Genomic DNA, 21,584 nt, shown 5'->3' on the forward strand with positions numbered 1-21,584 from the left:
GGCTTGTCAGAATGACGGATGAAGCAAGAGGGCGATCGCCGGATGCAGCGATGCCATGCAGATGAACTCTTGTTCCCTTCGCAGGTACTAACCTGATCAGGTTCCGCGGATCCCGAATTAACGGTCTCAGCCGGTACTGTCGTACGCGGCACTCCGACAAGAAATAATTTCCCGTTATACGGGAAAGCTAAAATAAATTACGTGTTACTGCCGCAGAACTCAAGCAGGACGAGCCATATCTCTCTCGTTATTGGTTACTGCCTCGTCGTTGGCGCTTTCAGAAAGGTTGAAGTCGAACGCCAGAACGATCAATTGATCTTCAAGGGTAAAGCGTTGCGCCAGCGCTTCGCCAATGCCGGACAGCGCATGCTGGAATTCAATGCAGTTGCTGTCATCAATGGCATTTTCCAGGCTGGAATCATAATAATTCATGATCTGCTGCGTGTTCGCTTCCAGCAGAGGATAGATCTGCGTGGCGGCGAAAAGTGGGCTGGTCCCTTCCATTTCGCTGATAATGCGTTCATAAATACTAAAATGACCAGCGGAAAGATAATCGACCAGGCTATGGCAAAAATCATCCAGCGCTTTTTCATCGAGTTCTGTAAAGGATTCTCTGCCAGGTTTAATGCCGACCAGATCGTAATAAGCAACAAGCAGATGCTTACGGACATGTAACCAATGGTCGACAAGTTTATTACTTCCTCCCACTCGCTCTGTCAGGCTTTGTAGCTGGTTTAGCATGATCAACTCCGTAATATTAAGATTAAAAAATACTTACCCAAAATTTGTAAAAATGATGTTACCAACATGCCAGTGTCGCTAAGGTAGTGCAACAGATTATGGAACGTGTCATCGAATTAACCGATCAGGGCTGGTGGATTGTCAGCCATGAACAAAAATTATGGCTGCCCGCTGGAGAATTACCACATGGCGAGGCAGGAAATTTTGATCTTGTGGGTCAGCGCGGTTTAACCATCGGCGAATGGCAGGGCGAGCCGGTGTGGCTGGTGCGTCAGAATCGTCGTCAGGATATGTCATCCGTGCGGCAATTAATGGATCAGGATGTCGGGCTGTTCCAGCTCGCCGGGCGCGGCGTGCAACTGGCGGAGTTTTACCGCTCGCACCAGTTTTGCGGTTACTGCGGGCACACCATGCACACCAGTAAAAGCGAGTGGGCGATGCTGTGCGGCAACTGTCGTGAACGTTATTACCCGCAAATCGCGCCGTGCATCATTGTCGCCATCCGCCGGGAAGACAAAATCCTGCTGGCCCAGCACACGCGCCACCGTAACGGCATCTATACCGTTTTGGCCGGGTTTGTCGAAGTGGGCGAAACGCTGGAGCAGGCGGTGGCCCGCGAAGTCATGGAAGAGAGCGCCATCCGCGTGAAAAATCTGCGCTACGTTACCTCGCAACCCTGGCCGTTCCCGCAATCGCTGATGACCGCCTTTATGGCCGAGTATGACAGCGGTGAAATCAACATCGACCCTAACGAACTGCTGGATGCAGGCTGGTATCGCTATGATGCGCTGCCGTTGTTACCGCCGCCAGGCACAGTCGCGCGCCGTTTGATCGAGGACACCGTGGCTTTGTGTCGGGCAGAGTATGAGTGACATGTTACAATGACGGTCTGACGCATTGAGGAACTGCAAAATGACCGAACTGAAAAACGATCGTTACCTGCGCGCGCTCCAGCGCCTGCCGGTGGATGTCACCCCGGTATGGATGATGAGACAGGCTGGCCGCTACTTGCCGGAGTACAAAGCCACCCGCGCGCAAGCCGGTGACTTTATGTCGCTGTGTAAAAATGCGGAGCTGGCGTGCGAAGTCACCCTGCAACCGCTGCGCCGTTTCCCGCTTGATGCGGCGATCCTTTTTTCGGACATTCTGACCATCCCCGATGCGATGGGTCTGGGCCTCTACTTTGAAGCCGGCGAAGGCCCGCGTTTTACCTCGCCCATCACCTGTAAAGCCGACGTCGAAAAACTGCCGGTGCCGGATCCGGAAGATGAACTGGGTTACGTGATGAACGCGGTGCGCACCATCCGCCGCGAACTGAAAGGCGAAGTGCCGCTGATTGGCTTCTCCGGCAGCCCGTGGACGCTGGCGACCTACATGGTGGAAGGCGGCAGCAGCAAAGCCTTTACGCTGATCAAAAAAATGATGTACGCCGAGCCGCTGACCTTGCATGCGCTGCTCGATAAGCTGGCGAAAAGCGTCACGCTCTATCTCAACGCGCAGATCCGCGCGGGCGCGCAGTCGGTGATGATTTTCGATACCTGGGGCGGCGTGCTGACCGGGCGCGATTATCAGCAATTCTCTCTCTATTACATGCATAAAATTGTCGATGGCCTGCTGCGTGAAAACGAAGGCCGCCGCGTGCCGGTAACGCTCTTTACCAAAGGCGGCGGTCAGTGGCTGGAAGCGATGGCGGAAACCGGCTGCGATGCGCTGGGTCTCGACTGGACTATCGATATTGCCGATGCGCGTCGTCGCGTCGGTCATAAAGTCGCGTTGCAGGGCAACATGGACCCGTCCATGCTTTATGCACAGCCTGCACGCATTGAAGAGGAAGTGGCGACTATCCTGGCTGGCTTTGGTCAGGGGGAAGGCCACGTGTTTAACCTCGGTCACGGTATCCATCAGGATGTTCCTCCGGAGCATGCAGGTGCTTTTGTGGAGGCGGTACACCGTCTTTCACAGCCCTATCATCAATAAGGAGCAGGTATGGATCTGGCGTCATTACGCGCACAACAACTGGAACTGGCTTCCTCGGTATGCCGGGAAGATCGTTTTATTACCGATCCGCCGAGACTGATCGGCGGGGCAGATGTGGGATTTGAGCAGGGCGGAGAAGTAACACGCGCGGCGATGGTACTGCTGACGTATCCGGAACTTGAACTGGTTGAATATCAGATCGCGCGTATCGCCACTACCATGCCCTATATTCCTGGTTTCCTCTCGTTTCGTGAATATCCTGCGCTGCTGGCGGCGTGGGATATGCTGTCGCAAAAACCCGATCTGCTGTTCGTCGACGGGCATGGCATTTCGCATCCACGTCGTCTGGGCGTGGCCAGTCATTTTGGTCTGCTGGTGGATGTGCCGACCATCGGCGTGGCGAAAAAACGCCTGTGCGGTAAGTTTGAGCCGCTGTCTGACGAGCCAGGCGCGCTGGCGCCGCTGCGTGATAAGGGTGAGGATCTGGCGTGGGTATGGCGCAGCAAAGCGCGCTGTAACCCGCTGTTTATCGCCACCGGCCATCGGGTCAGTCAGGACACTGCGCTGGCCTGGGTGCAGCGCTGTACCAAAGGCTACCGTTTACCGGAGCCGACGCGCTGGGCGGATGCCGTTGCCTCGCGTCGTCCGGCCTTTGTGCGCTGGCAGGAAATTCACCCCTGATTCAGGTACACTGCGGCTAATTTCCGATATTGAGAATTCATCATGTTACAAAACCCGATTCACCTGCGGCTGGAGAAGCTGGAAAGCTGGCAGCACGTCACTTTCATGGCCTGCCTTTGCGAGCGCATGTACCCGAACTACGCCATGTTCTGCCAGCAAACCGGCTTTGGCGATGCACAACTCTATCGCCGTATGGTCGATCTCGTCTGGGAAACGCTGACCGTTAAAGACGCGAAGATCAATTTCGACAGCCAGCTGGAAAAGCTGGAGGAAGCGATCCCGTCGGCGGACGATTACGATATGTATGGCGTTTATCCGGCTATCGATGCCTGTGTGGCATTGAGTGAAATGCTGCATTCGCTGTTAAGCGGCGATACGCTGGAGCATGCTATTGAAGTCAGCAAAACCTCCATCACCACGGTAGCGATGCTGGAAATGACCCAGGCAGGTCGGGAAATGACCGATGAAGAGCTAAAACTTAACCCGGCTGTCGAGCAGGAATGGGACATTCAGTGGGAGATTTTCCGCCTGCTGGCCGACTGCGAAGAGCGCGACCTTGAGCTGATCAAAGGTCTGCGCGCGGACCTGCGCGAGGCGGGGGAAAGCAATATCGGTATAAATTTGCAGCAATGAGACAAGAAAACGTGATTTAACGCCTGATTTGTCATACTGCAAGGCTTCCCATTAGCCCCCCGTCTGGTCTACATTTGGGGGGCGAAAAAAAGTGGCTATCGGTGCGTGTATGCAGGAGGGCGCTTTTTTGGCATTTCCGTCGCACTCGATGCTTAGCAAGCGATAAACACATTGTAAGGATAACTTATGAACAAGACTCAACTGATTGATGTAATTGCGGACAAGGCTGATCTGTCTAAAGTGCAGGCGAAAGCTGCTCTGGAATCCACCCTGGCTGCTATTACTGAGTCTCTGAAAGAAGGCGATGCTGTACAACTGGTTGGTTTCGGTACCTTCAAAGTGAACCACCGCGCTGAGCGTACTGGCCGCAACCCGCAGACCGGTAAAGAAATCAAAATCGCCGCAGCTAACGTGCCGGCATTTGTTTCTGGTAAAGCACTGAAAGACGCCGTTAAGTAAGACCGCGTGGCAGCGAACAGTTTTAACGAGGGGGCGTTTTCGCCCCTTTTGTCATTCTGGTGCCGTCCGCTGGCGCTGGCTGGCGCATTATTGCTGACAGCCTGTAGCCATGACTCGTCACCGCCGCCCTTTACCGCCAGCGGTTACGCAGGCGATCAGGGTGCCGTACGCCTGTGGCGTAAAGATGTCGATGACGACGTCCATATTCTCTCTGCCTTCAGCCCGTGGCGAAGCGGAGATACCTCAACCAGCGAATACCGCTGGCAGGGCGATACCCTTGCCCTTATCGAACTTACTATCTACGGCAAACAGCCGGAACATATTCGCGTGCGTTTTGATGACCACGGCGAACTCAGTTTTATGCAGCGGGAAGTGAACGGTCAGAAGCAACAGCTTTCCAGCGACCAGATCGCGCTGTACCGCTATCGTGCCGATCAGATCCGCCAGACCAGCGATGCGCTGCGCCAGGGGCAGGTGATACTGCGTCAGGGGCGCTGGCATGCCGACCACAGCGTCAGTACCTGCGAAGGGCAGACAGTTAAACCGGAATTCGATGAGCAGGCGTTAAGCCATATAGAACGGCGTCAGCGCCATTCTTCGGCGGAAGTGAGCGTCGCATGGCTGGAAGCGCCGGAAGGCGCACAGCTGCTGCTGGTGGCGAATGAGGATTACTGTACCTGGCAGCCGCAGGAAAAGAATTTCTGAGTAAACCCTCTCCTGAAAGAGAGGGCGATCTGTTTCCTCTCCCTGCGGGAGAGGATTAGGGTGAGGGGGAAATTACTTCCCCTGCTCGCGGGCAATCGCGCGATAACCAATATCCCGGCGGCTGAAGCTGCCGTCCCAGTGAATATCTGCCATCAGCGTATAAGCGTTTTTCTGCGCTTCCGCCACCGTATGTCCCAGCGCCGTGGCGCACAGCACGCGGCCGCCGTTAGTCAGCACACGGTCGTCGTCCGCAAGCGTTGTGCCCGCATGGAACACCTTACCGCCTACTTCTTCCAGCGGCAGGCCGTGGATCACATCACCGGTACGATAATCACCCGGATAACCGCCTGCGGCGATCACCACGCCCAGCGATGCGCGTTCGTCCCACTCCGAGGTTTTCTCATCCAGTTTGCCTTCACAGGCCGCCAGGCACAGTTCGACCAGATCGGACTTCATGCGCAGCATGATCGGCTGGGTTTCCGGATCGCCAAAGCGGCAGTTAAACTCGATTACTTTCGGGTTGCCCTGCTTGTCGATCATCAGACCGGCGTACAGGAAGCCGGTGTAGGTATTGCCTTCCGCTGCCATACCGCGCACCGTTGGCCAGATCACGCGATCCATAGTGCGCTGGTGAACTTCATCAGTCACTACCGGGGCCGGCGAGTAAGCGCCCATACCGCCGGTATTCGGCCCGGTATCGGCATCGCCAACGCGCTTGTGATCCTGGCTGGTGGCCATCGGCAACACGTGTTCGCCATCCACCATCACGATAAAGCTGGCTTCTTCGCCATCCAGAAACTCTTCAATCACGATACGGTGCCCCGCGTCGCCAAAGGCGTTGCCAGCCAGCATATCCTGAACCGCGGCTTCCGCTTCTTCCAGCGTCATGGCGACAATCACTCCTTTACCTGCCGCCAGACCGTCCGCTTTGATAACAATCGGCGCGCCTTTCTCGCGCAGATACGCCAGCGCAGGCTCAACCTCGGTAAAGTTCTGGTATTCCGCCGTCGGAATGTGGTGACGGGCGAGGAAGTCTTTGGTGAAAGCTTTGGAACCTTCCAGCTGGGCGGCGCCCTGCGTCGGACCAAAGATGGTCAGGCCGGCCGCGCGAAAAGCATCGACCACGCCCAGTACCAGCGGGGCTTCCGGGCCAACGATGGTCAGGTCAATGTGCTCGCTTTGGGCAAAATTCAACAGCGCCGGAATATCGGTCGCGCCAATCGCCACGTTTTGCAGCATCGGCTCCAGCGCCGTACCGGCGTTACCCGGTGCGACAAAAACGGTTTCTACTAAAGGTGATTGGGCGGCTTTCCACGCCAGCGCGTGCTCGCGTCCGCCATTACCAATAACTAATACTTTCATTATCTGCTCCGGGATTAGTGGCGGAAGTGGCGCATGTCGGTGAAGATCATGGCGATACCGTGTTCGTCGGCCGCCGCAATCACTTCATCATCACGAATGGAACCGCCAGGCTGGATCACGCAGCTTACGCCTACGGCCGCAGCGGCATCAATACCATCGCGGAACGGGAAGAAGGCGTCAGAGGCCATCGCGGAGCCTTTCACTTCCAGTCCTTCATCACCTGCTTTAATACCGGCGATTTTCGCGGAGTACACGCGGCTCATCTGACCCGCGCCAATGCCGATGGTCATATTCTCTCTGGCATAGACAATGGCGTTGGACTTAACGAACTTGGCGACTTTCCAGCAGAACAGCGCGTCACGCAGTTCCTGCTCGCTCGGCTGGCGTTTGCTGACCACGCGCAACTCTGCTTCGCTCACCATGCCCAGATCGCGATCCTGTACCAGCAGACCGCCATTCACACGTTTGAAATCCAGACCTGCGACGCGGGCAGACCATTCGCCGCAAACCAGCACGCGCACGTTCTGTTTGGCGGCGGTAATTTTCAGCGCTTCTTCAGTGGCTGACGGGGCGATGATCACTTCAACAAACTGGCGGGAAATAATGGCCTGCGCCGTTTCCGCATCCAGCTCGCGGTTAAAGGCGATGATGCCGCCGAACGCGGAGGTCGGGTCGGTTTTATACGCACGATCGTAAGCGTCGAGGATCGAATCGCTGACCGCCACGCCGCACGGGTTAGCATGTTTAACGATCACACAGGCCGGTTCGCTGAACTCTTTCACACATTCCAGCGCAGCATCGGTATCGGCGATGTTGTTATAAGAGAGTGCCTTGCCCTGTACCTGAGTGGCAGTGGCAACCGAGGCTTCTTTAATTTCTTCTTCTATATAGAAGGCGGCCTGCTGGTGGCTGTTCTCACCGTAGCGCATATCCTGCTTCTTAATGAAGTTCAGATTCAGGGTGCGCGGGAAGCGGCCAGCAGGATCTTTGCTGTCGCCGTGATAAGCAGGGACCAGGCTGCCGAAGTAGTTGGCGATCATGCTGTCGTAGGCGGCAGTGTGTTCGAAGGCTTTAATGGCGAGGTCAAAACGGGTAGCAAGGGTCAGAGAGCCGTCGTTAGCATCCATCTCATTAATAATGGCGTGATAGTCGCTGCTCTTAACCACGATAGCCACGTCTTTATGGTTCTTGGCAGCAGAGCGCACCATGGTCGGGCCGCCAATATCAATGTTCTCTACCGCGTCTTCCAGCGTGCAGCCCTCGCGTGCGACGGTGGCGGCGAACGGGTAAAGGTTCACAACAACCATATCGATTGGAGAGATGTCGTGCTGCGCCATGATTTCATCATCTTGTCCGCGACGACCCAGAATACCGCCGTGCACTTTCGGGTGCAGCGTTTTGACGCGTCCATCCATCATTTCCGGGAAGCCGGTGTAGTCGGATACTTCGGTGACCGGCAGGCCTTTCTCTGCCAGCAGGCGTGCGGTACCGCCGGTGGATAGCAGCTCCACGCCACGCGAGGAGAGGGCCTGTGCAAATTCGATGATACCCGCTTTGTCAGAAACACTGAGCAGAGCGCGGCGGACTGGACGACGTTGTTGCATGGTATTAAATCCCCAGGATTTGGACATTACAGAGAGCGTTAGCTGAATTTTCGGTTTTCTTTCTTCCTAAAATTCAGCTAACGCCCCAGACGGGGCATCCTTGTTTTAGCGCGGGCATTGTAACGAAAACGTTTGCGCAACGCTCGCGAATTTTTAGCGTTTCACCGCTTTGTGGATAACTCTGTGCGTAAATGGGTATAAGGCGGGGTTTTGCTGTGGAATGCAGCAGTCAGTCATTTTTCTGTCATTTAGGTATTGCGGTGCCTTCAGAACTCCCTATAATGCGCCTCCATCGACACGGCGGATGTGAATCACTTCACACAAACAGCCGGTTCGGTTGAAGAGAAAAAATCCTGAAATTGAGGGTTGACTCTGAAAGAGGAAAGCGTAATATACGCCACCTCGCGACAGAGCGCCAAAGCGCGTCGCAACTGCTCTTTAACAATTTATCAGACAATCTGTGTGGGCACTCAAGGACATGGATTCTTAAACGTCGAAAGACGCTAAATGAATACCAAGTCTCTGGAGTGAACATACGTAATTCATTACGAAGTTTAATTCACGAGCATCAAACTTAAATTGAAGAGTTTGATCATGGCTCAGATTGAACGCTGGCGGCAGGCCTAACACATGCAAGTCGAGCGGTAGCACAGAGAGCTTGCTCTCGGGTGACGAGCGGCGGACGGGTGAGTAATGTCTGGGAAACTGCCTGATGGAGGGGGATAACTACTGGAAACGGTAGCTAATACCGCATAATGTCGCAAGACCAAAGAGGGGGACCTTCGGGCCTCTTGCCATCAGATGTGCCCAGATGGGATTAGCTAGTAGGTGGGGTAACGGCTCACCTAGGCGACGATCCCTAGCTGGTCTGAGAGGATGACCAGCCACACTGGAACTGAGACACGGTCCAGACTCCTACGGGAGGCAGCAGTGGGGAATATTGCACAATGGGCGCAAGCCTGATGCAGCCATGCCGCGTGTATGAAGAAGGCCTTCGGGTTGTAAAGTACTTTCAGCGGGGAGGAAGGTGTTGAGGTTAATAACCTCAGCAATTGACGTTACCCGCAGAAGAAGCACCGGCTAACTCCGTGCCAGCAGCCGCGGTAATACGGAGGGTGCAAGCGTTAATCGGAATTACTGGGCGTAAAGCGCACGCAGGCGGTCTGTCAAGTCGGATGTGAAATCCCCGGGCTCAACCTGGGAACTGCATCCGAAACTGGCAGGCTTGAGTCTTGTAGAGGGGGGTAGAATTCCAGGTGTAGCGGTGAAATGCGTAGAGATCTGGAGGAATACCGGTGGCGAAGGCGGCCCCCTGGACAAAGACTGACGCTCAGGTGCGAAAGCGTGGGGAGCAAACAGGATTAGATACCCTGGTAGTCCACGCTGTAAACGATGTCGACTTGGAGGTTGTGCCCTTGAGGCGTGGCTTCCGGAGCTAACGCGTTAAGTCGACCGCCTGGGGAGTACGGCCGCAAGGTTAAAACTCAAATGAATTGACGGGGGCCCGCACAAGCGGTGGAGCATGTGGTTTAATTCGATGCAACGCGAAGAACCTTACCTACTCTTGACATCCACGGAATTTGGCAGAGATGCCTTAGTGCCTTCGGGAACCGTGAGACAGGTGCTGCATGGCTGTCGTCAGCTCGTGTTGTGAAATGTTGGGTTAAGTCCCGCAACGAGCGCAACCCTTATCCTTTGTTGCCAGCGGTTCGGCCGGGAACTCAAAGGAGACTGCCAGTGATAAACTGGAGGAAGGTGGGGATGACGTCAAGTCATCATGGCCCTTACGAGTAGGGCTACACACGTGCTACAATGGCATATACAAAGAGAAGCGACCTCGCGAGAGCAAGCGGACCTCATAAAGTATGTCGTAGTCCGGATCGGAGTCTGCAACTCGACTCCGTGAAGTCGGAATCGCTAGTAATCGTGGATCAGAATGCCACGGTGAATACGTTCCCGGGCCTTGTACACACCGCCCGTCACACCATGGGAGTGGGTTGCAAAAGAAGTAGGTAGCTTAACCTTCGGGAGGGCGCTTACCACTTTGTGATTCATGACTGGGGTGAAGTCGTAACAAGGTAACCGTAGGGGAACCTGCGGTTGGATCACCTCCTTACCTGAAAGAACCTGCCTTGCAGTGTCCACACAGATTGTCTGATAGAAAATAAAGCAGTAAGAAATCTCTGCAGGCTTGTAGCTCAGGTGGTTAGAGCGCACCCCTGATAAGGGTGAGGTCGGTGGTTCAAGTCCACTCAGGCCTACCAAATTCCTCCTGATACTGCGTTGCAAAACGCCCTGTCTCAGAAAGAATACCGGTAACGAGATTTGCATACGATGGGGTTATAGCTCAGCTGGGAGAGCGCCTGCCTTGCACGCAGGAGGTCTGCGGTTCGATCCCGCATAGCTCCACCATCCTTTACTGCTGAAAACAAGAAAACTTCAGAGTGTACCTGAAAAGGTGCGCTGCGAAGTTTTGCTCTTTAAAAATCTGGATCAAGCTGAAAATTGAAACGACACGCTGTTTCTTTTCTCCGTAATAAGAAAAGAAAAACGGTGTGTTCGAGTCTCTCAAATTTTTGCAATCAGAAGTGAAACATCTTCGGGTTGTGAGGTTAAGCGACTAAGCGTACACGGTGGATGCCCTGGCAGTCAGAGGCGATGAAGGGCGTGCTAATCTGCGATAAGCGCCGGTAAGGTGATATGAACCGTTATAACCGGCGATACCCGAATGGGGAAACCCAGTGCAATCCGTTGCACTATCATGTCATGAATACATAGTGGCATGAGGCGAACCGGGGGAACTGAAACATCTAAGTACCCCGAGGAAAAGAAATCAACCGAGATTCCCCCAGTAGCGGCGAGCGAACGGGGAGGAGCCCAGAACCTGAATCAGCATGTGTGTTAGTGGAAGCGTCTGGAAAGTCGCAGGGTACAGGGTGATACTCCCGTACACAAAAATGCACATGTTGTGAGTTCGAAGAGTAGGGCGGGACACGTGGTATCCTGTCTGAATATGGGGGGACCATCCTCCAAGGCTAAATACTCCTGACTGACCGATAGTGAACCAGTACCGTGAGGGAAAGGCGAAAAGAACCCCGGCGAGGGGAGTGAAACAGAACCTGAAACCGTGTACGTACAAGCAGTGGGAGCCTCTTTTATGGGGTGACTGCGTACCTTTTGTATAATGGGTCAGCGACTTATATTCTGTAGCAAGGTTAACCGTATAGGGGAGCCGAAGGGAAACCGAGTCTTAACTGGGCGTTAAGTTGCAGGGTATAGACCCGAAACCCGGTGATCTAGCCATGGGCAGGTTGAAGGTTGGGTAACACTAACTGGAGGACCGAACCGACTAATGTTGAAAAATTAGCGGATGACTTGTGGCTGGGGGTGAAAGGCCAATCAAACCGGGAGATAGCTGGTTCTCCCCGAAAGCTATTTAGGTAGCGCCTCGTGAATTCATCTTCGGGGGTAGAGCACTGTTTCGGCTAGGGGGTCATCCCGACTTACCAACCCGATGCAAACTGCGAATACCGAAGAATGTTATCACGGGAGACACACGGCGGGTGCTAACGTCCGTCGTGAAGAGGGAAACAACCCAGACCGCCAGCTAAGGTCCCAAAGTCATGGTTAAGTGGGAAACGATGTGGGAAGGCACAGACAGCCAGGATGTTGGCTTAGAAGCAGCCATCATTTAAAGAAAGCGTAATAGCTCACTGGTCGAGTCGGCCTGCGCGGAAGATGTAACGGGGCTAAACCATGCACCGAAGCTGCGGCAGCGACACTATGTGTTGTTGGGTAGGGGAGCGTTCTGTAAGCCGTTGAAGGTGGACTGTGAGGTCTGCTGGAGGTATCAGAAGTGCGAATGCTGACATAAGTAACGATAAAGCGGGTGAAAAACCCGCTCGCCGGAAGACCAAGGGTTCCTGTCCAACGTTAATCGGGGCAGGGTGAGTCGACCCCTAAGGCGAGGCCGAAAGGCGTAGTCGATGGGAAACAGGTTAATATTCCTGTACTCGGTGTTACTGCGAAGGGGGGACGGAGAAGGCTATGTTGGCCGGGCGACGGTTGTCCCGGTTTAAGCGTGTAGGTGTGTGTTCCAGGTAAATCCGGTTCACTTTAACACTGAGGCGTGACGACGAGGCACTACGGTGCTGAAGTGACAAATGCCCTGCTTCCAGGAAAAGCCTCTAAGCATCAGGTAACACAGAATCGTACCCCAAACCGACACAGGTGGTCAGGTAGAGAATACCAAGGCGCTTGAGAGAACTCGGGTGAAGGAACTAGGCAAAATGGTGCCGTAACTTCGGGAGAAGGCACGCTGGTGCGTAGGTGAAGCGACTTGCTCGCGGAGCTGAAACCAGTCGAAGATACCAGCTGGCTGCAACTGTTTATTAAAAACACAGCACTGTGCAAACACGAAAGTGGACGTATACGGTGTGACGCCTGCCCGGTGCCGGAAGGTTAATTGATGGGGTTAGCGGCAACGCGAAGCTCTTGATCGAAGCCCCGGTAAACGGCGGCCGTAACTATAACGGTCCTAAGGTAGCGAAATTCCTTGTCGGGTAAGTTCCGACCTGCACGAATGGCGTAATGATGGCCAGGCTGTCTCCACCCGAGACTCAGTGAAATTGAAATCGCTGTGAAGATGCAGTGTACCCGCGGCAAGACGGAAAGACCCCGTGAACCTTTACTATAGCTTGACACTGAACACTGGTCCTTGATGTGTAGGATAGGTGGGAGGCTTTGAAGCGTGGACGCCAGTCTGCGTGGAGCCATCCTTGAAATACCACCCTTTAATGGCTGGTGTTCTAACGTGGACCCGTAATCCGGGTTGCGGACAGTGTCTGGTGGGTAGTTTGACTGGGGCGGTCTCCTCCTAAAGCGTAACGGAGGAGCACGAAGGTTAGCTAATCCTGGTCGGACATCAGGAGGTTAGTGCAATGGCATAAGCTAGCTTGACTGCGAGCGTGACGGCGCGAGCAGGTGCGAAAGCAGGTCATAGTGATCCGGTGGTTCTGAATGGAAGGGCCATCGCTCAACGGATAAAAGGTACTCCGGGGATAACAGGCTGATACCGCCCAAGAGTTCATATCGACGGCGGTGTTTGGCACCTCGATGTCGGCTCATCACATCCTGGGGCTGAAGTAGGTCCCAAGGGTATGGCTGTTCGCCATTTAAAGTGGTACGCGAGCTGGGTTTAGAACGTCGTGAGACAGTTCGGTCCCTATCTGCCGTGGGCGCTGGAGAATTGAGGGGGGCTGCTCCTAGTACGAGAGGACCGGAGTGGACGCATCACTGGTGTTCGGGTTGTCATGCCAATGGCATTGCCCGGTAGCTAAATGCGGAAGAGATAAGTGCTGAAAGCATCTAAGCACGAAACTTGCCCCGAGATGAGTTCTCCCTGACTCCTTGAGAGTCCTGAAGGAACGTTGAAGACGACGACGTTGATAGGCCGGGTGTGTAAGCGCAGCGATGCGTTGAGCTAACCGGTACTAATGAACCGTGAGGCTTAACCTTACAACGCCGAAGATGTTTTGGCGTGATTTGAGAGATTTTCAGCTGATACAGATTAATGTTTAATGCCTTAAGGCGTTAGACAGACAGAATTTGCCTGGCGGCACTAGCGCGGCGGTCCCACCTGACCCCATGCCGAACTCAGAAGTGAAACGCCGTAGCGCCGATGGTAGTGTGGGGTCTCCCCATGCGAGAGTAGGGAACTGCCAGGCATCAAATAAAGCAGAAGGCCATCCTCACGGATGGCCTTTTTGCGTTTTTATCCTTCCTGATCCTGCCCACGCATTTCATCAATCTCGTCTAAAATAGTCCTGTGCCATTCATCCGGAGGACGTTTTTTGCCTAACCCGCCTTTCAACTACCAACAGGATTTCAACAGCATCGATTTCCGCGCGCATCCGGAGCTGTACCAGGTTGGCCGCGGCGAGCAGGGCGTATTGCTTGTCGAGCCTTATAAAAGTGAGATCCTCCCGCTCTGGCGCTTTAAAACCCCTGAAATAGCCGCGTTGTCTGCGCAGCAAATCATGGAAAAGTTCGAGGAGTACCGTCAGCAGGACGATTTTGTCGGCATGGATATGGCCCGCAAATTTATTCAGATGGGCTATACCCGCGCCAGACGCTACGCTAATCACCCCGGCGGAAGAAAATACGATGAAGATAAAAACGTTCTGCCGCGCCAGAACGACCCCATAAAAGCCGAAGCCGCGACCATCTTCAAAAAATACTGGGATAACCTGCGCGCTGACGAAGACTATCTGCGACGCAAAAAAGCCCATCAGCAAAAATACGGCTGATCGCCAGACGCTTATTCCAAACGCTACCTGAAAATTTCTCAACTGGCATATGCAGGCTCGACATTTCTGCCATTCCTGGTTATTGTCAGCTGTCTGGATGTCTAAACGTTTATACGTATGCTTTGAGGATTTAAGGTTATGCCGATTCGGGTACAGGACGAGCTGCCAGCCGTCAATTTCTTACGTGATGAAAACGTCTTCGTCATGACGACATCCCGTGCAACAGGTCAGGAGATCCGCCCGCTGAAGGTGCTGATCCTCAATCTGATGCCAAAGAAAATCGAAACGGAAAACCAGTTCCTGCGATTGCTGTCGAACTCCCCGCTACAGGTGGATATTCAGCTGCTGCGCATTGATTCCCGCGAATCCCGCAATACGCCAGCGGAACATCTGAACAACTTTTACTGTAACTTCGAAGATATCTGTAATGATAACTTCGATGGCCTGATCGTCACCGGCGCGCCGCTGGGCCTGGTGGAGTTTAATGACGTTGCCTACTGGCCGCAGATCAAACAGGTGCTGGAATGGGCCAAAGATCATGTTACTTCAACGCTGTTTGTCTGTTGGGCAGTGCAGGCGGCGCTCAATATCCTCTATGGCATTCCCAAGCAGACCCGCAAAGACAAACTCTCTGGCGTGTATGAACACCATATCACCCAACCCCATGCCTTGCTCACCCGTGGTTTTGATGATGTCTTTCTGGCGCCGCACTCCCGCTTTGCCGACTTCCCGGCGGCGCTGATCCGTGACTATACCGATCTGGAGATCTTCGCTGAAACCGCCAATGGCGACGCCTATCTGTTCGGCAGTAAAGACAAACGTATTGCTTTCGTTACCGGACATCCTGAATACGATGCTGATACGCTTGCCGGCGAGTATTTCCGCGACGTGGAAGCCGGGCTGAACCCCGACGTGCCGTACAACTATTTTCCGGGCAACGATCCGCAGCATGTGCCGCGCGCCAGCTGGCGCAGCCACGGTAATTTGCTGTTCACCAACTGGCTCAACTACTACGTTTACCAGATCACGCCGTTCGATCTGCGCCATATGAACCCCACGCTGGATTAAGCGTTTCAGCTCCTCTTAAAGCACCTGCGGGTGCTTTTTTTATTTCTGAAAAACACTTCCCGGCACGATTAAATTTTAATCTGTTTGTTATCAATTGGTTAATATATTATTAATTAAAAAATGGAAATTGTTTTTGATTTTGTGTTTTCGTTGAGTAATCTTAAACCTGCTGAACGAAAACTGCACAGTCTGAATTTCATCAGCGATGAGGATCATTCTGGATCAACAACGAGGAGCCATGGCATGACACAACAGGCAACCACGACTGAAGAACTGGCCTTCAGTCAACCGCATAGCGGGCAGGAGCAGCAGATCCTGACGCCCGAAGCGGTGGAGTTTCTCAGTGAACTGGTGGCGCGCTTTACGCCCAAACGCAACGCCCTGCTGGCAGCAAGGCTGCAACAGCAGCTGAAAATAGATAACGGTACGCTGCCCGATTTTATTTCGGAAACTGCTTCCATTCGTGAAAGCGACTGGAAGATCCGCGGCATCCCGGCGGATTTACGTAACAGACGCGTTGAGATCACCGGGCCGGTCGAGCGCAAAATGGTGATTAACGCCCTCAACGCCAATGTGAATGTCTTCATGGCGGACTTTGAGGACTCGCTGGCGCCCAACTGGCAAAAAGTGATCGAAGGCCAGATCAACCTGCGTGACGCGGTTAACGGCACCATCAGTTACACCAATGAAAGCGGGAAAATCTATCAGCTGAAACCCGATCCTGCGGTGCTGTTTTGCCGTGTGCGCGGTCTTCATCTGCCGGAAAAACACGTTACCTGGCGCGGTGAGCCGATCCCCGGCAGCCTGTTCGACTTCGCGCTCTACTTCTTCCACAACCATAAAAACCTGCTCGCCAAAGGCAGCGGCCCCTATTTCTATCTGCCGAAAACCCAGGCCTGGCAGGAAGCCGCATGGTGGAGCGAGGTATTCAGCTATGCCGAAGATCGCTTCAACCTGCCGCGCGGCACCATTAAAGCCACGCTGCTGATTGAAACCCTGCCCGCGGTTTTCCAGATGGACGAGATCCTGCACGCGCTGCGCGATCATATCGTCGGCCTGAACTGTGGCCGCTGGGATTACATCTTCAGCTATATCAAAACGCTGAAGAACTATCCGGATCGTGTGCTGCCGGATCGTCAGCAGGTGACGATGAATAAGCCATTCCTTAATGCCTACTCGCGTCTGCTGATTAAAACCTGTCACCGTCGCGGCGCCTTTGCGATGGGCGGCATGGCCGCGTTCATTCCGAGTAAAGATCGTGAACGCAATGAGTGGGTGCTGAACAAAGTCAAAGCCGACAAAGAGCTGGAAGCTAAAAACGGTCACGACGGCACCTGGATCGCGCATCCCGGTCTGGCTGATACGGTGATGGACATCTTCAACCATGCGCTGGGCGATAACCCCAACCAACTGCACGTCACCCGCGACGAAGATGCGCCTGTTACCGCCGACGAACTGCTGGCCCCCTGTGACGGCGAGCGTACCGAAGAGGGCATGCGCGCCAATATCCGCGTGGCGGTGCAGTACATCGAAGCCTGGATCTCCGGCAATGGCTGCGTGCCGATTTATGGCCTGATGGAAGACGCTGCAACGGCAGAAATCTCGCGCACCTCAATCTGGCAGTGGATCCATCACGAAAAATCGCTCAGTGACGGCACGCCCGTCACCAAAGCGCTGTTCCGCCGCATGCTGGCGGAAGAGATGCAGGTGATCCAGGAAGAACTGGGTGAACACCGGTTCAGCAGCGGGCGCTTCAGCGATGCCGCGCGCCTGATGGAGCAAATCACCACCTCCGACGAGCTGATCGACTTCCTGACTCTGCCGGGCTACCGCCTGCTGGCGTGATCCCCACATAATAAAAATGGAGCATCTGCGATGAAAACCCGTACCCAACAAATCGAACAACTACAACAAGAATGGACTAACCCGCGCTGGGAGGGCATCCGTCGCCCGTACAGCGCCGATGAAGTGGTGAAGCTGCGCGGCTCGGTGAATCCGGAGTGCACGCTCGCTCAGCTGGGAGCCGCCAGAATGTGGCGACTACTGCACGGCGAGTCGAAAAAAGGCTATATCAACAGTCTCGGCGCGCTGACCGGCGGTCAGGCATTGCAACAGGCGAAGGCGGGGATCGAAGCGATTTATCTCTCCGGCTGGCAGGTGGCGGCCGATGCTAACCTCGCGTCCAGCATGTATCCGGATCAATCCCTCTATCCGGCGAACTCCGTACCCGCGGTGGTGGATCGGATCAACAATACCTTTCGCCGCGCGGATCAGATCCAGTGGGCGGCAGGCATCGAACCGGGGGATCCGCGCTATGTGGATTACTTCCTGCCGATCGTTGCTGATGCCGAAGCCGGTTTCGGCGGCGTGCTTAACGCGTTCGAACTGATGAAGTCGATGATCGCTGCGGGCGCGGCGGCCGTGCATTTTGAAGATCAGCTCGCCTCGGTGAAAAAATGCGGCCATATGGGCGGCAAAGTGCTGGTGCCGACGCAGGAAGCCATTCAGAAACTGGTAGCGGCGCGTCTGGCGGCTGACGTGATGGGCGTCCCGACGTTGCTCATCGCCCGTACCGATGCTGACGCGGCCGATCTCATCACCTCCGATTGCGATGAATATGACCGTGAATTTATTACCGGTGAACGCACCAGCGAAGGCTTTTACCGCACACGGGCAGGTATTGAACAGGCGATCAGCCGCGGCCTTGCTTACGCCCCTTATGCCGATCTGGTGTGGTGCGAAACTTCGACGCCGGATCTGGAGCAGGCGAAGCGTTTTGCCGACGCCATTCACGCCCGCTTCCCCGGCAAACTGCTGGCCTATAACTGCTCGCCGTCGTTCAACTGGCAGAAAAATCTCGACGACACCACCATCGCCAGCTTCCAGCAGCAGCTGGCGGAGATGGGCTACAAATACCAGTTCATCACCCTCGCCGGCATCCACAGCATGTGGTTCAACATGTTCGACCTGGCCCATGCTTACGCGCAGGGCGAGGGCATGAAGCATTATGTTGAAAAGGTCCAGCAGCCGGAATTCGCCGCTGCGAAAGAGGGTTACACCTTTGTGTCTCATCAGCAGGAAGTGGGTACCGGTTACTTCGACAAGGTGACGACCATTATTCAGGGCGGCACCTCCTCCGTTACCGCGCTGACCGGTTCGACGGAAGAACAGCAGTTCTGACGTCCTGTAGCCCGGTGGCGCGAGGCTTACCGGGCCTGCGGATCCTGTCGTTGTGCAGGCCGGATAAGCGAAGCGCCATCCGGCAATCCCAATTTCGGACGAGGGCAAAAGATGTCCCGTGACCTGGAACTGTTAATCGCCCAGACCATTCTCCAGGGTTTTGACGCGCAGTATGGGCGCTTCCTGGAGGTCACCTCCGGCGCGCAGCAGCGCTTTGAGCAGGCGGACTGGCACGCCGTGCAACAGGCGATGAAAAGCCGTATCCATCTCTACGATCATCACGTCGGGCTGGTGGTCGAGCAGTTACGCTGCATTACCGATAACCAGACGCTCAGCGCCGGATTTCTGCTGCGCGTCAAAGAGCAGTACACCGCCTTGCTGCCTGATTATCCGCGTTTCGAAATCGCCGAAAGCTTCTTTAATTCTGTCTACTGCCGCCTGTTCAGTCACCGTCAGCTGACGCCCGAACGGCTGTTTGTGTTCAGCTCACAGCCCGCGCAGCGCCTGCACGTTACGCCGCGGCCGCTGGCGAAAGACTTTACGCCGTATTACGGCTGGCACGCGCTGCTCCATAACGTGCTGGAAGATCTACCCCTGCGGCTGCCGTGGCAGGATCAGGCGCGTGATGTGGGTTATATCGTGGCGCATCTGCTGGAAAATTTCGGTGAAGCGCGGTTACGTCAGGCGCGTTTGCAGATCGCCAACGAACTGTTTTATCGCAACAAGGCCGCGTGGCTGGTGGGAAAGCTGATCCTGCCTGACGCCACCGTGCCCTTTTTACTGCCGATCCACCGCGCGGACGATCACCGGCTGTTCGTTGATACCTGCCTGACCACCAGCGCCGAAGCCAGCATCGTCTTTGGCTTCGCCCGCTCCTACTTTATGGTTTACGCCCCTTTTCCCGGCGCGCTGGTGGAATGGCTGCGGGAGATCCTGCCCGGTAAAACCACCGCTGAGCTGTATATGGCGATTGGCTGCCAGAAACATGGCAAAACCGAAAGCTATCGGGAATATCTGCACTATATCGCTGACAGCGACGAGCAGTTTGTTGAAGCGCCTGGCATTCGCGGCATGGTGATGCTGGTGTTCACCCTGCCGGGATTCGATCGGGTGTTTAAGGTCATTAAAGATCGCTTCGCGCCGCAAAAGGAGATGGACGCCGCCCATGTGCGCGCCTGCTACCAGCTGGTCAAGGAGCACGATCGCGTCGGACGCATGGCCGACACCCAGGAGTTTGAAAATTTTGTGCTGGAGAAGCGGCGGATCGCTCCGGCGCTGATGACGCTGCTGATGGAGGAAGCGCCGGGCAAAATCACCGACCAGGGGGATAATATCGCCATCAGTCATCTCTATATTGAACGGCGCATGGTGCCGCTGAATATCTGGCTGGAGCAGGTGGACGGTCAGGCGTTGCACGACGCCATCGAAGAGTACGGTAACGCCATCCGCCAGCTGGCCGCCGCCAATATTTTCCCCGGCGATATGCTGTTTAAAAACTTCGGCGTAACGCGCCACGGGCGGGTGGTGTTCTATGACTACGATGAAATTTGCTATATGACGGAGGTGAATTTCCGCGACATTCCGCCCGCCCGTTATCCGGAAGATGAGATGAGCGCTGAGCCATGGTACAGCGTGGCGCCGGGGGACGTATTCCCGGAGGAGTTCCGCCACTGGCTGTGCGCCGATCCGCGCTGCCGGGTGCTGTTTGAAGAATTGCACGCCGATCTCTTTCGCGCGGAGTACTGGCGCGGGTTACAGGAACGCATTCGGCAGGGCTATATAGAAGACGTTTACGCCTACCGCCGTCGCCAGCGTTTCAGCCAGCGTTACGGGGCGGGGTGACAGGCCGGGTATTATGCAATTGTGGTATTTGTAGGCCGGGTAAGGCGTAGCCGCCACCCGGCATCTCTTGGTTGCAACACCACATTACCGTGTGCCGCCGTACGCCAGCGTCACTTCTTTCGCCGCTTTGATCACCAGCGCGCCCAGCTCCGTCACGCGGTCATCGGTAATGCGCGAAATCGGCCCGGAAATGGAGATCGCCGCAAAAGGTTCGCGATGCTCATCATAAATACAGGCCGCCACACAGCGCAGGCCGAGTGCGTGCTCTTCATCATCCAGGGAGTAACCGCGCTTGCGCGTCTGGGCCAGATCTTCTTTCAGATGCAGCGGCGACACCAGGGTCGCATGAGTATATGCATGCAGCCCCTGGCGATGCAGCAGCCCGGTGACCTGCTCTTCAGAAAGCTGCGCCAGAAAGGCTTTCCCCGCGCCGGACGCATGCATCGGCAGCTTACCGCCGATCGGCGCTGACATGCGCATTAACTGCGTGCACTGTACCTGATCGATAATAATTGCCTGATGATCGCTCTGGTCGAGCACCGCCAGATTCACCGTCTCGCCGGAGTCTTCCATCAGCTTGCGCAGAATGGGATGCACAATCGCCAGCAGATTACGGCTTTGCAAAAAACTGCTGCCGATAACGAACGCGTGTGCGCCTACAGCCCAGTGCCCCAGCTCACCCACCTGACGCACAAAGCCCAGCTGCTGCATGGTGGTCAGCAGGCGGTGCGTCGTGGAGTTCGGCAGGCCAGCCTGCTGCGCCAGCTCGGTCAGCGCCACGCTGCCGTGGGATTCAGCGATCCACTCCAGCAACTTCAGGCCGCGCGTCAGCGACTGCACCTGGCCGGTGGCCTGTTGTGCAGCGGCGGGGGCGGGTTTTCTTCCGCGTTTGGCGGGAACAGTGGCAACCATAGCTGACTCCTTTTCTGTATCGTGGAAATCATTTTCGTTTTATTTGATTATATTGCAACCATCCTCTTACTGATCGGAGGAGTGGTTATGAACATGTCTCATGTTCAGCGCT

The 21,584-nt window shown here is 55.1% G+C and carries 15 protein-coding genes, 2 tRNA genes, 3 rRNA genes and 1 riboswitch; of the genes, 16 read left to right on the forward strand and 4 right to left on the reverse strand.

Translation table 11 applies throughout. The features are described 5' to 3' along the window. Positions 1-56 precede the first annotated feature (56 nt). Positions 57-166: riboswitch (TPP riboswitch) on the reverse strand. 53 nt (positions 167-219) lie between these two features. Beyond that, entirely contained in the window at positions 220-741 is a 522-nt protein-coding gene (locus BMF08_RS06965) for an Rsd/AlgQ family anti-sigma factor (protein WP_072571600.1), read from the reverse strand. Positions 742-839: 98 nt separating this feature from the next. On the opposite strand from BMF08_RS06965, the gene nudC reads away from it, so the two are divergent. The 6 genes from nudC (at position 840) to BMF08_RS06995 (ending at position 5,196) form a co-directional block, all read left to right on the forward strand. Continuing rightward, entirely contained in the window at positions 840-1,613 is a 774-nt protein-coding gene (nudC, locus tag BMF08_RS06970; RefSeq protein ID WP_072571599.1) for an NAD(+) diphosphatase, read from the forward strand. Between the two features lie 40 nt (positions 1,614-1,653). Further along, a complete protein-coding gene (gene hemE / locus BMF08_RS06975) occupies positions 1,654-2,718 on the forward strand; it encodes a uroporphyrinogen decarboxylase (RefSeq protein ID WP_072571598.1) in 1,065 nt (354 codons plus the stop codon). Between the two features lie 9 nt (positions 2,719-2,727). Beyond that, the gene (gene nfi / locus BMF08_RS06980) at positions 2,728-3,399 is read left to right on the forward strand and encodes a deoxyribonuclease V (protein ID WP_072571597.1); all 672 of its coding nucleotides are present in this window, start codon (positions 2,728-2,730) and stop codon (positions 3,397-3,399) included. A gap of 42 nt (positions 3,400-3,441) precedes the next feature. Continuing rightward, entirely contained in the window at positions 3,442-4,032 is a 591-nt protein-coding gene (locus BMF08_RS06985) for a YjaG family protein (RefSeq protein WP_072571596.1), read from the forward strand. Positions 4,033-4,218: 186 nt separating this feature from the next. Further along, positions 4,219-4,491 (forward strand): nucleoid-associated protein HU-alpha, encoded by a 273-nt coding sequence (gene hupA / locus BMF08_RS06990; RefSeq protein WP_002445246.1) that lies wholly within the window; start codon positions 4,219-4,221, stop codon positions 4,489-4,491. A 6-nt stretch (positions 4,492-4,497) separates the two neighbouring features. Beyond that, complete coding sequence (locus BMF08_RS06995) at positions 4,498-5,196, forward strand: DUF1481 domain-containing protein (protein ID WP_072571595.1); 699 nt, start codon at positions 4,498-4,500, stop codon at positions 5,194-5,196. 72 nt (positions 5,197-5,268) lie between these two features. On the opposite strand, the gene purD is transcribed toward BMF08_RS06995, so the two are convergent. Both purD and purH read right to left on the reverse strand, forming a co-directional pair. Further along, positions 5,269-6,558, reverse strand: a complete 1,290-nt coding sequence (gene purD, locus BMF08_RS07000; protein ID WP_072571594.1) for a phosphoribosylamine--glycine ligase — start codon at positions 6,556-6,558, stop codon at positions 5,269-5,271. 14 nt (positions 6,559-6,572) lie between these two features. Continuing rightward, on the reverse strand, positions 6,573-8,162 hold the full coding sequence (gene purH, locus BMF08_RS07005; RefSeq protein WP_072571614.1) for a bifunctional phosphoribosylaminoimidazolecarboxamide formyltransferase/IMP cyclohydrolase: 1,590 nt from the start codon (positions 8,160-8,162) through the stop codon (positions 6,573-6,575). Between the two features lie 576 nt (positions 8,163-8,738). On the opposite strand from purH, the gene BMF08_RS07010 reads away from it, so the two are divergent. The 10 genes from BMF08_RS07010 (at position 8,739) to aceK (ending at position 20,560) form a co-directional block, all read left to right on the forward strand. Continuing rightward, positions 8,739-10,278, forward strand: a 16S ribosomal RNA gene (locus BMF08_RS07010). A gap of 71 nt (positions 10,279-10,349) precedes the next feature. Further along, positions 10,350-10,426: transfer RNA gene (locus BMF08_RS07015), tRNA-Ile, on the forward strand. A gap of 72 nt (positions 10,427-10,498) precedes the next feature. Continuing rightward, positions 10,499-10,574 (forward strand) — tRNA-Ala (locus BMF08_RS07020). A 198-nt stretch (positions 10,575-10,772) separates the two neighbouring features. Continuing rightward, positions 10,773-13,679 (forward strand): 23S ribosomal RNA (locus BMF08_RS07025). Positions 13,680-13,772: 93 nt separating this feature from the next. Beyond that, positions 13,773-13,888: ribosomal RNA gene (rrf, locus tag BMF08_RS07030) — 5S ribosomal RNA — on the forward strand. The 16S, 23S and 5S rRNA genes sit together here with 2 tRNA genes alongside, the layout of an rRNA operon. 126 nt (positions 13,889-14,014) lie before the next feature. Further along, positions 14,015-14,470 carry a DUF4385 domain-containing protein gene (locus tag BMF08_RS07035; protein WP_072570154.1) on the forward strand — a complete coding sequence of 152 codons (456 nt, stop codon included), beginning with the start codon at positions 14,015-14,017 and terminating at the stop codon, positions 14,468-14,470. Between the two features lie 138 nt (positions 14,471-14,608). Further along, positions 14,609-15,538, forward strand: a complete 930-nt coding sequence (gene metA, locus BMF08_RS07040) for a homoserine O-acetyltransferase MetA (protein WP_072570155.1) — start codon at positions 14,609-14,611, stop codon at positions 15,536-15,538. 243 nt (positions 15,539-15,781) lie between these two features. Beyond that, the gene (gene aceB, locus BMF08_RS07045) at positions 15,782-17,383 is read left to right on the forward strand and encodes a malate synthase A (protein ID WP_072570156.1); all 1,602 of its coding nucleotides are present in this window, start codon (positions 15,782-15,784) and stop codon (positions 17,381-17,383) included. A 30-nt stretch (positions 17,384-17,413) separates the two neighbouring features. Then, positions 17,414-18,718: an isocitrate lyase gene (gene aceA / locus BMF08_RS07050; RefSeq protein WP_072570157.1), complete on the forward strand. Its 1,305-nt coding sequence runs from the start codon at positions 17,414-17,416 to the stop codon at positions 18,716-18,718. A gap of 111 nt (positions 18,719-18,829) precedes the next feature. Beyond that, positions 18,830-20,560 carry a bifunctional isocitrate dehydrogenase kinase/phosphatase gene (gene aceK / locus BMF08_RS07055; RefSeq protein WP_072570158.1) on the forward strand — a complete coding sequence of 577 codons (1,731 nt, stop codon included), beginning with the start codon at positions 18,830-18,832 and terminating at the stop codon, positions 20,558-20,560. Between the two features lie 84 nt (positions 20,561-20,644). Here aceK and iclR read toward each other — a convergent pair whose 3' ends face one another. Continuing rightward, the gene (iclR, locus tag BMF08_RS07060; RefSeq protein ID WP_072570159.1) at positions 20,645-21,472 is read right to left on the reverse strand and encodes a glyoxylate bypass operon transcriptional repressor IclR; all 828 of its coding nucleotides are present in this window, start codon (positions 21,470-21,472) and stop codon (positions 20,645-20,647) included. Positions 21,473-21,584 lie beyond the last annotated feature (112 nt).

Source organism: Enterobacter sp. SA187, assembly GCF_001888805.2.
Lineage (GTDB): Bacteria > Pseudomonadota > Gammaproteobacteria > Enterobacterales > Enterobacteriaceae > Enterobacter_D.